Source organism: Winogradskyella sp. 266wxhm (genome assembly GCF_058964685.1).
In genome coordinates this window covers 2827961-2844991 of the sequence record NZ_CM179559.1, presented here as the reverse complement: position 1 = coordinate 2844991, position 17031 = coordinate 2827961, and the positions used below count along the sequence as shown (strand labels likewise).

The following is a 17031-nucleotide window of genomic DNA, read 5'->3' as shown; positions in this document are numbered from 1 at the left end:
AAAAACAATTTATGATAGATAGTATTACTGTAAGTAATGTTGCAACTTTTGATAATACAGGAATTAAAATTCCAAAATTAAAAAAAGTGAACTTCATTTACGGAGCAAATGGTAGTGGTAAAACCACATTATCTAATTTTATTTATGATCCCATAAACAAACGGTTCCCTGAATGTCAATTAGAATGGCTAAACGGGATTCAGTTAAAAACACTCGTATATAACAAAGAATTCAGAGACAGAAATTTCGGAAAAGGTACAATTGCTGGTGTTTTTACTTTGGGTCAAGCTACAAAGGAAGAAGCTGAACTAATAGAAGAAAAAAGAAAAGAACTAAAAGAGTTAGAACAAGATGGAGTCCAACTAAACAAAGTCCTAGATAAACAGATTGAAACAAGAGATGTACTAACAAATGATTTTCGAGAAGAAGTTTGGATTGATATTTATAAAAAATATGAAAATCACTTCAAAGAAGCTTTTAAGGGTGTAATGCAGAAGAAATCTTTTTTATTAAAAATTTTTGATGAGATTGAAAACAACAATTCTGATCTAAAAACTGTCGAAAATTTAAAGGAAAGAGCTAAAACGATTCTTGGCGAACAACCTAAAAGTATAGATACAATCCAAACTATTACTTATTCCAGACTAAATGAAATTGAACAAGATAAAATTTGGTCTAAGAAGATTATCGGAAAATCAGATGTAGAAATCGCTAAAATGATTCAAAGACTAAACATTAATGATTGGGTAAATGAAGGGAAAAATTATTTACAAGAAGATGAAACTTGCCCCTTTTGTCAACAAGATACAATAACCAAAAGGTTTCGAAATCAGCTAGAGAGTTATTTTGATGACTCTTTTACTGAGGACACAAAAAATGTTAAAGAATTAAATGATGAATATCTTAGAGTCTTTCAAAATCTAATTAGTGAACTTCAACTTATCGAGACTACCGAAATGGCAAAAAAGGAATCAAAACTCGATTTAAATAAATTTAGTTCTCTCTTAAAAACTTTATCTGGCCAACTTACTGGTAATAAGGAATTCTTGAATAGTAAAATAAAAGAACCGAGTAGAAGTATTGAATTGATCTCAACAAAAGAGCAATTTGATGAATTCGAAAAACTCATCAAAATGACAAATTCTGTAATAAATAAACATAACAACATAGTTGACAACTATGCTATTGAAAAATATAGGTTAATCGATGAGATTTGGAAATTTATAATTGAAGATAATAAAACTCGTATCGATAAATTTATAAAGAAAGAGTCAGGACTGCAAAAAGGTATTGACAATATTAAAGCAAGAGTCAAAAAATTAAGAGAAGATTACTTAGCATTAGACAAAGAGATAAAGAAACTAACCAAAAATGTTACAAGCATACAACCTTCTGTTGATGAAATTAATCAAACTCTAAAATCATTTGGATTCCAGAATTTTAAAATTGTTCCTGCAAAGACAGGTGTAAATCAATATCAAATTCAACGTGAAAATGGCGAATTAGCAGAAAAAACACTAAGCGAAGGTGAAATAACCTTTATTACATTTTTATATTTTCTTCAATTAGCAAAAGGAAGCACAACCGAAACTGATATTACAGATGACAGAATACTTGTAATTGACGACCCAATCTCAAGTTTGGATAGCAATATTCTTTTTATTGTAAGCTCACTTTTGAAAGAAATCACTAAGATAATTAGAAGTAACGAAGGAAATATTAAGCAATTGATACTTCTAACACACAACGTATACTTTCATAAAGAAGTGTCTTTCATAAATGGACGAACAAAAGAATGTAAAGAGACAAACTATTGGATTTTAAGAAAGATTGATAATATCTCATACTTACAAGATTTCGAATTAACAAACCCAATTCAAAACTCTTACGAACTACTTTGGAGGGAACTAAAAAACAAAGACCAAAATTCAGGGATAACAATACAAAATACAATGAGACGAATAATTGAAAACTATTTCAAGATACTTGGCGGTTATGTTGATGACGAAATAATTAACAAATTCAATAATCCACAAGAAAGGGAAATTTGCAGGTCTCTAATCTGCTGGATTAATGAAGGTTCTCATACAATTCCAGATGATTTGTTTGTAGAATTACAGGATAATACAATTGAAAACTATTTCAAAGTGTTCAAATCAGTTTTTAATGAAACAGGACATATTGCTCACTATGAAATGATGATGTCTTAAAGTTAATTATTTATAATTTTACTCAATATACCCTTTTTCACGCATCCAATCGTCGTTAAACATTTTACCCACATAACGGCTACCATGATCGTGGAATAAGACCACAACCACATCTTCTGGTTTAAAATGTTCTTTTAACTGCAACACACCTTTTATGGCAGCACCAGCAGAATTCCCTAAAAACATACCTTCTTCCTTAGCTAAACGTTGTGTGTAAACCGCAGCATCTTTATCGGTAACTTTAGTAAAACCATCAATAATATCAAAGTTGACGTTTTCTGGTAAAATATCTTCGCCAATACCTTCGGTAACGTATGGGTAGATTTCGTTTTCATCAAACTCACCCGTTTCATGGTATTTCTTAAATACCGAGCCGTAAGTATCCACTCCCCAAACTTTTACATTAGGGTTTTGTTCTTTAAGATACTTTCCTACTCCAGAAATGGTGCCTCCTGTACCAACTCCAACGACAAAATGTGTTACTTTTCCATCGGTTTGGTTCCAGATTTCAGGACCTGTAGTTTTATAATGTCCTTTGGTATTACTTGGATTATCATATTGGTTAACGTACCAAGAATTTGGAGTTTCTTCACCCAAACGCTTAGACACAGAATAGTAACTGCGCGGATCGTTTGGTTCTACATCTGTAGGGCAAACCACAACCTCTGCTCCAACCGCTTTAAGAATATCTACTTTTTCTTTAGATTGCTTATCTGCCATTACAAAAACACACTTGTAGCCTTTTACAATAGCAGCAAGCGCCAAGCCCATTCCTGTATTTCCAGACGTACCTTCTATAATGGTTCCTCCTTGTTTTAATTTTCCTTCAGCTTCAGCATCTTCAATCATCTGAACTGCCATACGGTCCTTTACGGAATTTCCTGGGTTAAACGTTTCGTATTTTGCCAGCACTAAACATGGTAACTCTTCCACAAGTTTGTTCATTTTTACCAATGGTGTGTTTCCTATTGTGCCTAATATATTTTCTGCGTAATCCATAGTTGTTTTTCTGAGCTGCAAATTTACGTATTAAGTGGTAAGTACAAAGTGTTTTAGTGTTTAGTATTTAGTGTTTGGTTTTTGGTTTTTGGTTTTTGGTGTTTTAGCATACTTCAGTCTGAGCCTCGTTAACTATAAAATTAGCACTTCGACAAGCTCAGTGTGACAATAGTGCTCTATTGGTAATTTATTTTTTAAATGTATAAAAACATTATTCGGAACAAATATTACACTTCGACAGGCTCAGTGTGACAACAGTGTTCTATAATTTAATTAATTGCGATTCTGAAATGTGTCAGTCTGAGCCTGTCGAAGACGTTATTCAATATAAAAAGCTTAGAAAAAATTAAAACCTTTTGGTGCTTCAACGAATTTAGCTTTTCCCCTTTTGGGGAAGTAAACCGACAAAAGCCAATTAACTATAAAAAGTCAAGGGGCTTTTTATCTAATCAAATCGAATGGCCTTAACAGGCGAAATCTTAGAAATAATAATTGAAGGAATGAGCAACATTAAAAGACAGGCTAAAAATGTACCAACGTTAAGCAACACCACGTAATCCCAATTTAAGTATACTGGTGCTTCGCTGACATAATAGGTATCTGGATTGAGCGGAAAGAGTTTGAAATATTTCTGCGTCAACAACAAGCCTAAACCAATAAGATTTCCCCAAAGCAATCCTAAACCAATAAGATACGAGGCATTGTAGAGAAACACTTTACGAATGGACCAATTATTACTTCCCAAAGCCTTTAGAACACCAATCATTTGGGTGCGCTCCAAGATTAGCACTAATAACGTTGTTATCATATTGATGCCAGCCACAATAATCATAATCGCTATGATAATGTTGGTGTTGGAATCAAAGATTTTTATCCATTCAAAAACGGTGTAGTATTTTTGGGTAATTGGTCTTGCATTGAGCATCGAAGGAATTTCTCGAAAGACCTCGTCTGCTTTTTCATCGATTTCAGAAAAGTCATCTATGAATACTTCAAAACTTCCAACCTGATTGGCTTCCCATTTATTGAGACGTTGAATATGTCTTAAATCTGCAATACAGAATTTTTCATCCAATTCCTGAAAACCTGAATTATAAATCCCAACAATGGTAAATGCCATGATTCTTGGTCGAAGTTCCGCTAAATTATTAGTGAATAAGGTTTGAAATTTATCTCCAACCTTAAAGCCTAATCGTTTGGCTAAATAATTTGAAATTAGGATTTCCTCGTTACGCTTTGCAGAAAAATCAGGTAGTCTGCCATCGACCAAAAACTCTTCAAAATATTTCCAATTATAATCTGCACCAACACCTTTAATAACAACTCCTTCAAAATCTTCTTCAGTTCTAATAACTCCAAACTTTGTAGCTGTCGCTTGAATGTGTGTAATACCTTCTATACTTTTAAATTCAGGATAAAATTCTTGATCTGTAGAAATTGGTACTTGGGATTCGTCCGAAGCATTTGTATCGTAATTAGTGATTTCTATATGACCATTAAAGGCGGCTACTTTATCTCTAATCTTTTCTTGAAGTCCAAATCCTGTTGCAATAGCAATAAGCATTACTACGATACCAATAGCGATAGCCGCAATACCAATTTTAATAATTGGTGCCGAAACACTACTTTTATACGTTTTATTGCTAATTATACGTTTAGCTACAAACAACTCAAAATTCAAACCGATATATGCGTTTTATGGTTTTCAAAAATACAGTTTTATTATTTGTCGTGGTAGCGCTTTCTTGTGCTTCTAAAACAAAAAAAGACTTATCCGAAAATAATACAGTTTCAAAAGATACTCTGGCTTCAATTGACAACAAAGATCAGGATGATAAAACCATTATTGTTGGGGCTAATAGAACTGATGCTTATTTACCATTATTAAAAGGAAAACGTGTTGGTATTGTGGCGAACCAGACGAGTGTTGTTTTTTTAGACGCAAGAGACAAGACACAAGACACAAGATCTTATACTCACATTGTAGATTCTTTATTAGCCCTAAACGTCGACATACAAAAGGTGTTTTCTCCAGAGCATGGTTTTAGAGGTACTGCAGATGCTGGCGAATTGGTGTCGGATGGTAAGGACAAAAAAACTGGTCTGCCAATTTTCTCTTTACATGGCAAACACAAAAAACCTTCGGAAGCACAATTGAAAGATTTGGATATTGTGGTATTTGATATTCAAGACGTGGGTGTTCGGTTTTACACTTACATTTCAACGTTGCATTATGTAATGGAAGCTTGTGCTGAAAACAATGTGACTTTACTCATTTTGGATCGCCCTAATCCGAACGGCAATTATGTTGATGGTCCTGTTTTGGAAGCACAGCACAGTAGTTTTTTAGGAATGCACAACGTTCCACTAGTCCATGGTATGACCATTGGCGAATATGCAAAAATGATTAATGGCGAAGGTTGGTTAAAGAACGGTATTTCATGTGATATTACTGTCATTGAAAATTTGAATTATAATCATAACAGCTCATATAGCTTACCGATTCGTCCTTCTCCTAATTTACCGAATGACCAATCCATCACTTTATATCCTAGTTTAGGTTTGTTTGAAGGTACTAATATTAATGCTGGTCGTGGTACCGAGTTTCAGTTTCAGCGTTATGGTGCACCATTTTTAGATAAGTCTTATTATACATTCAACTATACTCCAGAACCAAATTTTGGTTCCAAATATCCTAAGCATGAAGGTAAGGTTTGTTACGGAATGGATTTATCAAATATTAAAGCTGAACGTCAATTCACTTTACAATATGTGATAGATGCTTACAAGCATGCTACAAACAAATCGAAAGTTTTCAATACTAACAATTTCACAACACACGCAGGAACAGCAAAATTGCAACAGCAAATTGAAGCTGGACTTAGCGAAACTGAAATAAGAGCTACTTGGAAAAAAGATATAGAAGCTTACAAAACGATTCGTAAGAAGTATTTGATATACAATTAATTACTTCCTGAAACTAAAGTTTTTGCAGGCTCAACAGCCACAATCTTTTCAGCAATAAGTGTTTCTGGTTGCTCTTTAGGAATTTCCTTTAAAATCTTAACCACAAAAACAATACGCATCGGTGATTGCACAGCAACCATAACGTGTTTTCCTTTAGTCAGTTTATTTAGCGGAAGTTTGTAAATAGTATCATTAATAGTGAAATCCAGTTCACGTCCGTATTCTTTATTTATGGAATAGAGATAATTGATTTTTCTATCACCTCTGAGAATTAAGGTATCCTTGGTACTATTGAGTTCATGAACCAATCCTTGTGCTTGAACATTTCTATTTTTTTCAAGCTTGGCATAATGCTCTTGCGCATTTAAAGTAAAACTCAATAAAAAGATGAGGATAACAACGAGACAGATACGGACTAAATTTTTAAACACGGCACACGATTAGATGAAACATTTATTTTAATGTCTTAGTGCAACAGTAAATTAATCAATCCGTTTTAAACATAGTTAGTTTGTCTTAAATTACAACAAAACATCCACGAACTACATAAAAATCCGAAGAAGAACACTTTTTGTTAATAACTTTGTTAACAACCTTATTGTTGAAGTAATTTAATAAGCTGATCTGGATAATCGGTTATAATGCCATCGACCTGCCAGTCTATCATTTGCTGCATATCGACAGTATCATTTACCGTCCAAGGAATAATTTGAAAGTTTTGATCCTGATAATCAACAACTTCCTTTTCTGTTAATAACTTGAAGTAAGGACTTATGATTTCTGGTTTGTAGGACAGCTTATTCAGTTTTGTACTGATAGTCTCGTTATCATCAACCAATAAAGCTACTTTCATTTTTGGAGATTGCTTTTTTACCTCTTCAAGAATAGCTAAATCAAAAGATTGTAGATTAACACGATTGAACATGTTATGCTTTTCAATTGCATCTAAAACCAATTTTACATAAGTTTCGGGTTCTGGCGTGTAGATACTGTAATACTTTGGCTTAGATTTTATTTCAATATTAAACTTAACATCAGAACTTTTTGATTTTACAAGTTCAAAAACTTCTGCTAATAGTGGTTTATAGGTCTTTAATTTTTCTTGGTTTGGATAATCTGGATGAAACTTAGAACCACAATCAAACTGCTTGATGTCTTGGTGCGTCATTTTATATAGATTATGTTTCATATCCATGGAATCTGGAATTTCTTCACCCTTAGGATTAAAACATATATAACGACTTATAAAAGGTTCGTGAGACACCACAACTTCGTTGTCTTTGGTTATGGCTATATCCAACTCAAGCGTATGCACTCCTAAGTCAATTGCTTTTTCAAAAGCTGGTAATGAATTCTCGGGAAGCAGACCTCTACAGCCTCTGTGACCTTGTATGTCGATTTGTTTTTTAGAACTACAGCTCATAAGCAAAATAGCAAACAATATGATTACAAAACTATTCTTCAACATCAGCAGTAAGCGTTGGTTTGTCATACTTCTGAAAAGGTTGCTTTAATAACTCCATAATTTTTCCATTTTTTTCTTCATCCGGAAAAACATCTACACCATACACTAAGTTTTCACGTTCCATATACATATAAGTTCCTAAAATACGATCCCAAATACTAAATATGTTTCCATAGTTAGAATCTGTGTAAGGCAACCTATAATGATGATGAATCTTATGCATATCTGGAGATACTATGACATAGCTCAAAATTTTATCTACACGTTTTGGCAATTTAATATTAGCATGCGTAAGCTGCGTAAACACTACCGAAAGTGATTGATACAAAAACACCAAAGCAATTGGAGTCCCAACCACAAAAACACCTAATAAGGTAAAAGTAAAACGCACCACACTTTCTAAAGGATGATGTCTATTGCCTGTAGTTGTATCTACATTATGATCGGTGTGATGCACCAAATGCACCATCCAAAGTGGTTTTACTTTATGCTCTACGTAATGTGCTAAATAGGCTCCAAAAAAATCGAGTAACAAAACTCCGAGTATAGCATATAGCCACAAAGGCATTTCTGGCAACCAATTTATAATTCCGAAATCATTGGCTTTTACCCAATCCGCAGTACCTAAAAGCAAAAAGGCCAATCCAAAATTGACAACTATTGTCGTTAACGTAAAAAAGAAATTAGGGATGGCATGTTGCCATTTTTTGTATTTGAATTTGAATAAGGGTAAACCACCTTCTAACAACCAAAATAAAGTAATACCTCCTACTAAAAGTAAACTTCTATGCAATGTTGGAATGGTTTCAAAATAATTAATTATACGTTCCAAAACTTAAGTGTTTAGATTAATAATCATCTGTGCTTTCTTCAAATTTACTGAAGAAATTTTAGATTTCCACACCGCAGCTTCTTCAATATCACCCGAAGACATATACGCTGTGTAATACAAATAAGCTACATAATTCTGATTAACGTTATCAATAGTATCTGCATCCATTCGTTTTAGCATTCGCAGTACTTTTTTGGGTCTTTTGTCTATGAGGTATTGTACTGTTTCTAATAACTCTGCACGTTGCATCAAAACAGTTTTATCTTCGCTATTGTTTTCCACTAGGCGTTTAGCATCTTCCAAATAGATATTGGATAAATCGATAAGTTTTGGTCGTAACGATGGCTTTGCATACAATGAAAAGTCCAAATATTTTGATGCTAAATAAAATGCCGAATAAAACGTTTTTTCTTTTCTATAATCTGCCAATTCAGAAGCTACAAACTCAGTGTTTACCGCATATTCACTAATTATGTCTGTAATATTTGTATAGCTTTCAGTGTAACCATCTACATTGAGAATATTACCATTAACATCCATAATTTTAATGGAGTCATCATTGAACTTATCAATATAACTTTGCTTTCTTTTCCCTTTTATTTTTTCATATAAATCCGCATATCTGTTCTCGTTTACTATAACAGGCACAAAATTTTCCCAAATGAGTGGACTCACCGTTTCGTCTTCGAATAAATTTTCAATCAACAAGGTTCTACCCGAATCATCCTTAACCAAAACAGGGTACTGATAATGTGTTGTTTCTTCCCAAACCATCAACACCATTTTATTCTGTATCAAAGCTAAATCTTGAGCAATCTCTAGATTAGTCATCCATTGTTGAGCAAGGGTTACATTTCCAAAAAACAATAGGAAAACGATTGAGGTAAAAAGTTGCTTCATAAATAATGTTGTTTAATGATTTTCAGTATTGAGTATCAAAAATTATTCCGAATATTACAATTGAATGCGTTTTTTCATTTCTTCAACGATATTAAAAGCTGCTGGACAAATAGCTACATTTTTTAGGGTTAAATTTGAAATCTGTTGAAACTTCTTTCTGTCCGTATGAGGAAATTCTCTACAAGCCTTTGGTCTAACGTCGTAAATAGAGCAATAATTATCAGCACCTAAAAATGTACAAGGCACAGACTGCAATACATAATCATTCTCTTCATCTATGCGCAAATATTGCTCAATAAATTGCTGTTCTTTCATCTTAAAAAACTTAGCAATACGTTGAATATCCTTATCTGTAAATAATGGCCCTGTAGTTTTGCAACAATTAGCACATTCCAAACAATCTGTACGTTCAAATTCTTCTTCATGCAATTCTTGCATGATATAATCTAATTGTTTTGGTGGCTTCTTTCTTAACTTAGTAAAGAAGGTTTTATTTTCCTTATGCTTATCTTTGGCGAGCTCTGGAAGATTATTGATTTGGTCTTGCATAATGTAAAGATAAACAGAATGAGATGCTGAATCAAGTTCAGTATTATAAAAAACTATGAATAAGGATATTTTTGGAAAAGCCCTTTTAGATTACCAGAATAACAACTATTCTGAAGACATTATTACCTGGACTAACATCTCCGATGAAGATGATTTACCTATTCCATACTTATTTAGAAGTTATGCTGAAATGCCAAAATTGGAACAGAAAGCCTTACAACTTGCGAAAGGAAAAATTCTGGATGTCGGCTGCGGTGCAGGATCTCACAGTTTATGGTTGCAAGACAAAGGTTTTAACGTTAAAGCAATTGATAGTTCAAAAGGTGCTATTGAAGTCTGCACAAAACGTGGTGTTTCAAAAGCTGAATTAAAAGCGTTATTAGACGAAACCGAAACTTTTGATACTATTTTATTATTGATGAACGGTACTGGGATTTTTCAAGAGATCATCCAAGTTTCTAAATATTTGAAACATCTTAAATCATTACTTAACACTAATGGTCAAATCCTGATAGATTCTTCGGATATTTCATACATGTATGAAGATGACGATGGCGGCTTATGGATTGATATAAATAGTCATTATCCAGGGGAACTCGATTATTTTCTAAGCTATAAAGGAGAACAAGAAGCACCTATGAAATGGCTCTACCTTGATTTTGACACACTAAAAACTGCTTGCCAATCTGTTGGCTTACAATGTGAAAAGATTATGGATGGTGAACATTTTGACTATTTGGCTAAGCTCACCCAATAATATTTGAACAAAACCCTTATTGTACTTCTCCACCCACAATTGTTTTTAAAACTTTTGTATTAGGTGTGTCTTTATTATCAATTGTCATAATATCTTGGTTCAAGATAACAAAATCAGCAAACTTCCCGACCTCTATACTTCCTTTTTCATGCTCTTCAAAGTTTGAATATGCCGCCCAAATAGTCATGCCTTTTAATGCTTCTTCTCTTGTTAAAGCATTTTCCATTTGAAAACCACCTTCAGGATATTGCTCTACATCTTGCCTCGCAACCGCTGCATAGAACGTTAAAAATGGACTAACACGCTCCACTGGAAAATCTGTACCCAAAGCTACTTTTCCATAAGCTTCTAAAAGTTGTTTGTAAGCATAAGCACCTTTGATGCGCTCTTCTCCAACTCTATCTTCTGCCCAATACATATCGCTTGTAGCATGTGTTGGCTGTATGGACGGCAAAATGTTTTCGTACAAATCAAAGTCTTCTTGGGATACAATTTGAGCATGTTCTACTCGCCAACGTCTATCTTTTTTACCTTTTAAAACGTTATTATAAATGTTTAAAACAGCATGATTTGTAGAATCACCAATAGCGTGTGTATTCATTTGGTAATCTGATTTTGCAATGCGTTCAGCTGATTTTTCAAGTGTTTCTAAATCGGTTACTAACAATCCATAATGTCCTGGTTTGTCACTATAAGGTTCTTTTAGCATTGCGCCTCTAGAACCCAAAGCTCCATCTCCATAAAATTTAAATGACCTTACATTCAACCGATCGGTTTTTATAATCCCTTTATTTAAATAGTAATCCAAATTATCATCAGAATAAGATACCATAGCATATATGCGCATTTTCAACTTCCCTGCTTTTTGTAAACTATCTACAATTTCGATGGATTCTTTACTTAAACCAGCATCGTCAACTGTAGTTAATCCATAATCAAAACAGATTTTTTGAGCAGCTAAAAGTGCTTCTACAGTTTCTGCTCTGCTTGGTTTTGGCCAGTGATCCATTACTAAATTTTCAGCATTATCAATTAAAACTCCTGTGAGTTGACCATTTTCAACAACCACTTCTCCTCCGTCAACCTTTGTATTAACCGTTACATTTCCTAAATCTAACGCTGCTTGATTGCATAAAATAGCATGACCATCTATACGCGTTAATGCAATTGGTGTATTAGGATAAAGTTTATCTAAAAGATTTTTATTGGGAAAAAATTTATCCTCCCAATCATTCTGATCCCAACCACGTCCTAAAATGTAATCTTTATTGTATTCATTCTGAAAATCCAAAACACGTTTTATCATGTCATCAAAACTTGTGGTTCCGAATAAATCTACAGTTTGTTGATTATATCCTAAACCTAAAAAATGACAGTGCGCATCTATAAGTCCTGGTAAAATTGTTTTTCCTTCGGCATTTATTTGTTCTTTACCTTGGTATTTATCTTCAATATCAGAACTACTTCCAATAGCTATAATTTTACCGTCCTTAACCGCAAAAGCTTCTGCTTTAGAAAAGTTAGCATCTACCGTATAAATATTAGCATTGGTAACAATTAAATCTGCCATTTCTTTTTCATCTTGACAAGAAAAGACGGTCATTAAGATTAATAGGAAAAGTGATTTTCTCATAGTTGATTTTTTAAAAGCTTTGTAAAAATAAGAAAAGCGCTCCGAATGGGAACGCTTGTAAAACATACGCATGTGTCAAATTCTATTCCCGCTCCAATGTTAAATCATGAGGAATAATAAAATCCGAAGTATCCTCACAACTCCCATCTATAGGCCTGTGGCCAAATGCATTTTTTTTCCTCTTCCAATTCAGCGTCCCGCTTGGAGCCTCACCTATCGGTGTTAATGTACCATCTGTTATAAATTCTAAGGACAAGCGGCCATCTATGGTCCTGAAGCAATCTATAAGAGAAGGCTCCGTATAGTGAAACTTAACTATATTCGAATTAGCGGAACTAATTAATGACCCTACAATAAACAAACGTTCACCATTTAACGTATTATACTGTTCTACCCCATTTAGCTTGTACACAAATTTTACAATCAACCTGTCCTCATAATTGGTGTATTTAAAAGAACCTCCCCCTATTAATATATGTTCTTGTTTTTCTATTTGTAGCTTTAAATAATGGGTGCCATCGTCAATGACCCAGTCCCCTATATACTTGTCCAATATATTATTAACGTCTTTATAATACACGTTATCTATAGGATTATCCATATGCCAAAAATTCTCCAAAGGAATAACAGTCTCTTGTGCCGTTAAAAAAAGGCTTAGAAAAAGCATCTGTATACTTATAATCGTTTTCATGTTTCTTTAAAAATTTAACAACTCTTAGACTAGTTCTGTGTAATATCAACTTTACACTCTATTCTCTTTCCAATGTTAAATCATAAGGAATAATAAAATCCGAAGTATCCTCACAACTCCCATCTATAGGCCTGTGGCCAAATACATCTTTAGTTCTATTCCAATGTAACATACCACTTGGAGCCTCACCTATAGGTGTTAACGTACCATCTGGTATAAACTCTAAGGACAAACTACCATCTATAGTCCTAAAGCAATTTATAAGGGAAGGCTCCCTATATTGTAAATTTACAATATTATTAGAATTTATTGATGACCCTGATATAAACAAGCGTGTACCGCTTAAAGTATTATACTGTTCTACCCCATTTAGCTTGTACACAAATTTTACAATCAACCTGTCCTCATAATTGGTGTATTTAAAAGAACCTCCTCCTATTAATATATGCTCCTGTTTTTCTATCTGTAACTTTAGATAATGGGTGCCATCGTCAATGACCCAGTCCCCTATATACTTGTCCAATATATTATTAACGTCTTTATAATACACGTTATCTACAGGGTTGTCCATGTGCCAATCATTTTCCAAAGGTATAACAGTCTCTTGTGCCGTTAAAAAAAGGCTAAAAAAAAGCATCTGTATATTTATAATCGTTTTCATATTTCTTTAAAAATTTTAATTAGTTAAAAAATCCCATATAAAATTGCCATTTCCGTCCGTCTCTAAAGAATGGAAGAGCGCAAAGCCCGTATCTAAACTTGCAAAAAATCTAGCAAAATAGACCTCAAAAGCCAATTCTCTTAAAGCGTCGTCGCAGCTATTTTGCTCACAATATTTTTTGACCCTACCTATTACTTCTTTTTTGTATCTATCCTGTAACCGTTCTCTATATGTTTTACCATCAACCAATGGTCCAAAAACAATCTTTTGATAAAAAGCCTCTGCTTTGTCTACATCCACAACACGCATAGCGTATAACCCTCTCTCTGAAACCAGTATAGAGGAGATATTAAAATCTTCAGCATCGGCATTGAGTAAACCAGAATCTGCATTCTGCTTATCTTTATAAAAGTTTGCCATAGAGGTTACATCATCCAAACTAAATACGGGTGCTAAAAATTCTTCTTCCCCATTATCATTGGTTCGGGAATTATTATGGTGCAAATGCACCCTTACTTCAGTATTAGCAACCGCATCAGGAAAAACAGTTTCTCCAAAAGCTAGATCGGCTTCTGGCACTGGATGTTCTGTGTACCTACTTTCGCCTATGGCCACTATACCACCTTCAATTCTTCTAAACTCACTACCTTGCTCTTTATTAGCAGTATCTAAATCTCCTTGCATCTGCACAATCCTAGCTTTTACTTTTGTGTCTTTGGTTTGAGATGTTAACTTATCGAGTTGTGTCTGTATAAATGGTGATGTTACAATATCATTATCAGTATTTGTATTTCCATTACTTGAGGAATTACCTGTACCCCCATTACTACCTCCAATAAAGAAACTTCCACCATTAGATCCTCCACCACCTGAATTTCCTTGATCTATGTATGTTGAACAAGGTTCCCAATATACAGTAACAAAATAGTCCCAAGTTTCGCACTCAACACCTGGTGGGTTAGGTACTTCTACCTCACTTGTACATTCCCAATCTGCAACTACATCAGACACACAATACCCTGTAGTTTTTGCCATAAAAAGTGTAGCAATATCACTCGATGAAAAGATATCATTATTACCAATAACAACCTCTCCTTCAAAAGGCTGTGAGGTATTTTGCAACCAATAATCAGAAGGAATATATTCTAATACCCTAGTAGATTCTATAGTATTTGATGTATTTACAGCTACCACCAAATTGTAATATCCATTTGATTCTGTAACATTTTCAATTACAAAAGTAAAATATAGCATATCATTAGTTGCTATCATTATAATCTCGTCTGTTACCAAATATGGTACACTTGAAGTATCATTTTTTTGTAAATCATTTAACGTTCTATTAACATCAAATAATTTACTTAATTTAGAGTAGTCCTTACTTCTACCTATTTTAGAATTAAGATCAGTTAATGAAATACGTTGCAATACCCTTCCCTGTACAACGTCTTTATACTTATCTATCGATTCCTCTTGGCAAGAAAAAAGAACAAAAAATAAGCATAGATTGATTACGTAATTTTTAATGAATTTTTTTTTCAAAATCATTTTAAAGTTTGTATGAATTTTGCGAAATATAATACTTTTTGATAAAAACTAACCATAGGATATTAAAAATCAAACTGATATGTTGCACCTGCTAAAATCTGTATGCCTTGCACAGGGAAATTTAAATAGCGTTGGTAATCTTGGTTAAACAAGTTATTACCCTTTGCAAATACCGAAAGTTGATCATTTATTTTATAACCTACATGTGCATTAACATCAAAATAGCTATCTAAAGTTGCTGGTGTAAGATCTGGGAAAATTGACGGACCAACCTGTAAACTTTGATCTTTTCGTTCACCCACAAAGAAAGCACTTGCTCCAGCAAACCATTGTTCAGAAATCTGATAATCTAAAAATACTGAACCTGTAATATCTGGTAAATTCCAAGCCTCTTCTTGGTTATCTGTATTGTAACTAAAATACTCGCCTTTAACACCTAAAGTGAAATTTCTATTCACATCGACATTCAATTCTCCTGCTATCGAAAATGTGGTTAAATCATCATAAACCACTCCAAACGAGTTTCCATATAGATAATCCTCTTCCGGCAATTCGTAGGTATTATTAGCTTTAAACAACGCTTTGTTATTGTCTGCGTAATAGTTTCCTCTAACATTGTAGCTAATGCTATTAGACAACTTCCCTTTTAAACCTATAAATCCGTTGTAAGCTTGATCTGTTGGAGTAATTAATAGATTTGGAGACACAAACGGATTTTCATTTGCAAAATCATAATATGAATTTTGTTGTAAACCACCTTTTACTCCTGCATAACCAATTAAAATTTCATCTACTACACGGTAAGACGCTTCAATATTTGGATAAATAAAGAACTTACTATCACTGTACTCCAAATCATTTGAGTAGACAAATTTCACACCTAAATCAACTGTTAAATCATCTTGAATTAATTGGTAAGAAGGTGCTAATCCAAAAATGACATTACCATACTTTAATTCTTCTCCTGAATTAGCAAAATCATTATCAAAACTACCACCTACATAATCTACAAAAATGTCAGCAGAGATGATTTCTCCTTGAATAGGAATATCAAAACCTGCATTGGCTACAAAACGATTTTCACCCGAACCTTGGTTGTCACCAAAACGTCTAAATCTTAAACTACCGTTATCGATAATAGCATCATCAAAATTCAATTTTCCACCTAAATTAAAACTTGTAAAGGTATGTCCTGGATCTATCATACCGATTTGCTCATTTGTATAAAAATTCTCTGGAACGCCATACCAGTTATAACTTTGAATCTCGAAACCACCATTAACTTTCCAAGAGAAATCTCTTAGCTTTTGTGAATAGTATGCATTAAGATTTGTTTTAAGAAAATCATCGTCTAGTTGCACTCCATCAATACCTCCACCTGATGAATGATGACTAAAATAACCACCAACACTTTCACCACTACTTAACTCATGGTTAAGATACACTTCACCAATAAGCGTTGTATAAGTTCCTGCACCAAGAGACGCATAATTATCGTATAATTTTACTTTGCGCGCCTTTTCCACAGTTGCTGCTTTGCCTTTTGCTGGTGTAAATGTTGATGCCACTGGAATTGAAAAGATATTGTATTTCACTTCCTTTTTCTTTACCGTACTAGAATCGTTCAACTTTGGTGCATCCTTAATTTTAAAGGCATCCGAAATTGTTGGAGTATAAGGTTTAATGACATTTACCACTTGGTCATCAATAGTGTCTTTGGTGCGTTCTTGGGCAACTATTGATAAACTGCTTGATATAGTGATTATAAAAATTAAAAACTTTAGTTTCATGTTTAATGTTTTGATTGAATCTTTTTGAA

The 17031-nt window shown here is 33.5% G+C and carries 15 protein-coding genes; 3 read left to right on the top strand and 12 right to left on the bottom strand.

Annotated features, from left to right (window positions below; genetic code table 11):
• Positions 1–11 precede the first annotated feature (11 nt).
• Entirely contained in the window at positions 12–2210 is a 2199-nt protein-coding gene (locus AC2H4K_RS12775) for an AAA family ATPase (protein ID WP_493742454.1), read from the top strand.
• Positions 2211–2228: 18 nt separating this feature from the next.
• Here AC2H4K_RS12775 and AC2H4K_RS12770 read toward each other — a convergent pair whose 3' ends face one another.
• Both AC2H4K_RS12770 and AC2H4K_RS12765 read right to left on the bottom strand, forming a co-directional pair.
• Positions 2229–3209: a PLP-dependent cysteine synthase family protein gene (locus AC2H4K_RS12770; protein WP_493742453.1), complete on the bottom strand. Its 981-nt coding sequence runs from the start codon at positions 3207–3209 to the stop codon at positions 2229–2231.
• A 445-nt stretch (positions 3210–3654) separates the two neighbouring features.
• The gene (locus tag AC2H4K_RS12765; protein ID WP_493742452.1) at positions 3655–4890 is read right to left on the bottom strand and encodes an ABC transporter permease; all 1236 of its coding nucleotides are present in this window, start codon (positions 4888–4890) and stop codon (positions 3655–3657) included.
• An 8-nt stretch (positions 4891–4898) separates the two neighbouring features.
• Between AC2H4K_RS12765 and AC2H4K_RS12760 the strand changes: the two genes are divergently transcribed.
• On the top strand, positions 4899–6176 hold the full coding sequence (locus tag AC2H4K_RS12760; RefSeq protein ID WP_493742451.1) for an exo-beta-N-acetylmuramidase NamZ family protein: 1278 nt from the start codon (positions 4899–4901) through the stop codon (positions 6174–6176).
• Here the strand turns inward: AC2H4K_RS12760 and AC2H4K_RS12755 are convergent.
• The 5 genes from AC2H4K_RS12755 to AC2H4K_RS12735 form a co-directional block, all read right to left on the bottom strand.
• Complete coding sequence (locus tag AC2H4K_RS12755; RefSeq protein ID WP_281140162.1) at positions 6173–6556, bottom strand: hypothetical protein; 384 nt, start codon at positions 6554–6556, stop codon at positions 6173–6175. The genes AC2H4K_RS12760 and AC2H4K_RS12755 overlap by 4 nt on opposite strands.
• Positions 6557–6771: 215 nt before the next feature.
• Positions 6772–7644 carry a glycerophosphodiester phosphodiesterase gene (locus AC2H4K_RS12750; protein WP_493742450.1) on the bottom strand — a complete coding sequence of 291 codons (873 nt, stop codon included), beginning with the start codon at positions 7642–7644 and terminating at the stop codon, positions 6772–6774.
• The gene (locus AC2H4K_RS12745) at positions 7631–8473 is read right to left on the bottom strand and encodes a sterol desaturase family protein (protein ID WP_281140164.1); all 843 of its coding nucleotides are present in this window, start codon (positions 8471–8473) and stop codon (positions 7631–7633) included. The genes AC2H4K_RS12750 and AC2H4K_RS12745 overlap by 14 nt, the downstream gene beginning before the upstream one ends.
• A gap of 3 nt (positions 8474–8476) precedes the next feature.
• The gene (locus AC2H4K_RS12740; RefSeq protein WP_493742449.1) at positions 8477–9373 is read right to left on the bottom strand and encodes a hypothetical protein; all 897 of its coding nucleotides are present in this window, start codon (positions 9371–9373) and stop codon (positions 8477–8479) included.
• Positions 9374–9427: 54 nt separating this feature from the next.
• The gene (locus AC2H4K_RS12735; RefSeq protein ID WP_281140166.1) at positions 9428–9922 is read right to left on the bottom strand and encodes a YkgJ family cysteine cluster protein; all 495 of its coding nucleotides are present in this window, start codon (positions 9920–9922) and stop codon (positions 9428–9430) included.
• 55 nt (positions 9923–9977) lie between these two features.
• Between AC2H4K_RS12735 and AC2H4K_RS12730 the strand changes: the two genes are divergently transcribed.
• The gene (locus AC2H4K_RS12730) at positions 9978–10679 is read left to right on the top strand and encodes a class I SAM-dependent methyltransferase (RefSeq protein ID WP_493742448.1); all 702 of its coding nucleotides are present in this window, start codon (positions 9978–9980) and stop codon (positions 10677–10679) included.
• A 16-nt stretch (positions 10680–10695) separates the two neighbouring features.
• Here the strand turns inward: AC2H4K_RS12730 and AC2H4K_RS12725 are convergent, their stop codons facing one another.
• The 5 genes from AC2H4K_RS12725 to AC2H4K_RS12705 form a co-directional block, all read right to left on the bottom strand.
• Positions 10696–12312, bottom strand: a complete 1617-nt coding sequence (locus AC2H4K_RS12725) for an amidohydrolase (protein WP_493742447.1) — start codon at positions 12310–12312, stop codon at positions 10696–10698.
• An 82-nt stretch (positions 12313–12394) separates the two neighbouring features.
• The gene (locus tag AC2H4K_RS12720; protein ID WP_281140169.1) at positions 12395–13003 is read right to left on the bottom strand and encodes a DUF6705 family protein; all 609 of its coding nucleotides are present in this window, start codon (positions 13001–13003) and stop codon (positions 12395–12397) included.
• Positions 13004–13061: 58 nt separating this feature from the next.
• A complete protein-coding gene (locus AC2H4K_RS12715; RefSeq protein WP_281140170.1) occupies positions 13062–13664 on the bottom strand; it encodes a DUF6705 family protein in 603 nt (200 codons plus the stop codon).
• Positions 13665–13679: 15 nt separating this feature from the next.
• Positions 13680–15212: a hypothetical protein gene (locus AC2H4K_RS12710; RefSeq protein WP_493742446.1), complete on the bottom strand. Its 1533-nt coding sequence runs from the start codon at positions 15210–15212 to the stop codon at positions 13680–13682.
• Between the two features lie 62 nt (positions 15213–15274).
• The gene (locus tag AC2H4K_RS12705; RefSeq protein ID WP_281140172.1) at positions 15275–17002 is read right to left on the bottom strand and encodes a TonB-dependent receptor; all 1728 of its coding nucleotides are present in this window, start codon (positions 17000–17002) and stop codon (positions 15275–15277) included.
• Positions 17003–17031: the final 29 nt, after the last annotated feature.

Excerpts from the sequence above, each read along its gene's own strand:
- AC2H4K_RS12775 (WP_493742454.1), top strand. The coding sequence starts at position 12 with ATGATAGATAGTATTACTGTAAGTAATGTTGCAACTTTTGATAATACA.
- AC2H4K_RS12770 (WP_493742453.1), bottom strand. The coding sequence starts at position 3,209 with ATGGATTACGCAGAAAATATATTAGGCACAATAGGAAACACACCATTG.
- AC2H4K_RS12760 (WP_493742451.1), top strand. The coding sequence starts at position 4,899 with ATGCGTTTTATGGTTTTCAAAAATACAGTTTTATTATTTGTCGTGGTA.
- AC2H4K_RS12750 (WP_493742450.1), bottom strand. The coding sequence starts at position 7,644 with ATGTTGAAGAATAGTTTTGTAATCATATTGTTTGCTATTTTGCTTATG.
- AC2H4K_RS12740 (WP_493742449.1), bottom strand. The coding sequence starts at position 9,373 with ATGAAGCAACTTTTTACCTCAATCGTTTTCCTATTGTTTTTTGGAAAT.
- AC2H4K_RS12735 (WP_281140166.1), bottom strand. The coding sequence starts at position 9,922 with ATGCAAGACCAAATCAATAATCTTCCAGAGCTCGCCAAAGATAAGCAT.
- AC2H4K_RS12730 (WP_493742448.1), top strand. The coding sequence starts at position 9,978 with ATGAATAAGGATATTTTTGGAAAAGCCCTTTTAGATTACCAGAATAAC.
- AC2H4K_RS12725 (WP_493742447.1), bottom strand. The coding sequence starts at position 12,312 with ATGAGAAAATCACTTTTCCTATTAATCTTAATGACCGTCTTTTCTTGT.
- AC2H4K_RS12720 (WP_281140169.1), bottom strand. The coding sequence starts at position 13,003 with ATGAAAACGATTATAAGTATACAGATGCTTTTTCTAAGCCTTTTTTTA.
- AC2H4K_RS12715 (WP_281140170.1), bottom strand. The coding sequence starts at position 13,664 with ATGAAAACGATTATAAATATACAGATGCTTTTTTTTAGCCTTTTTTTA.
- AC2H4K_RS12710 (WP_493742446.1), bottom strand. The coding sequence starts at position 15,212 with ATGATTTTGAAAAAAAAATTCATTAAAAATTACGTAATCAATCTATGC.
- AC2H4K_RS12705 (WP_281140172.1), bottom strand. The coding sequence starts at position 17,002 with ATGAAACTAAAGTTTTTAATTTTTATAATCACTATATCAAGCAGTTTA.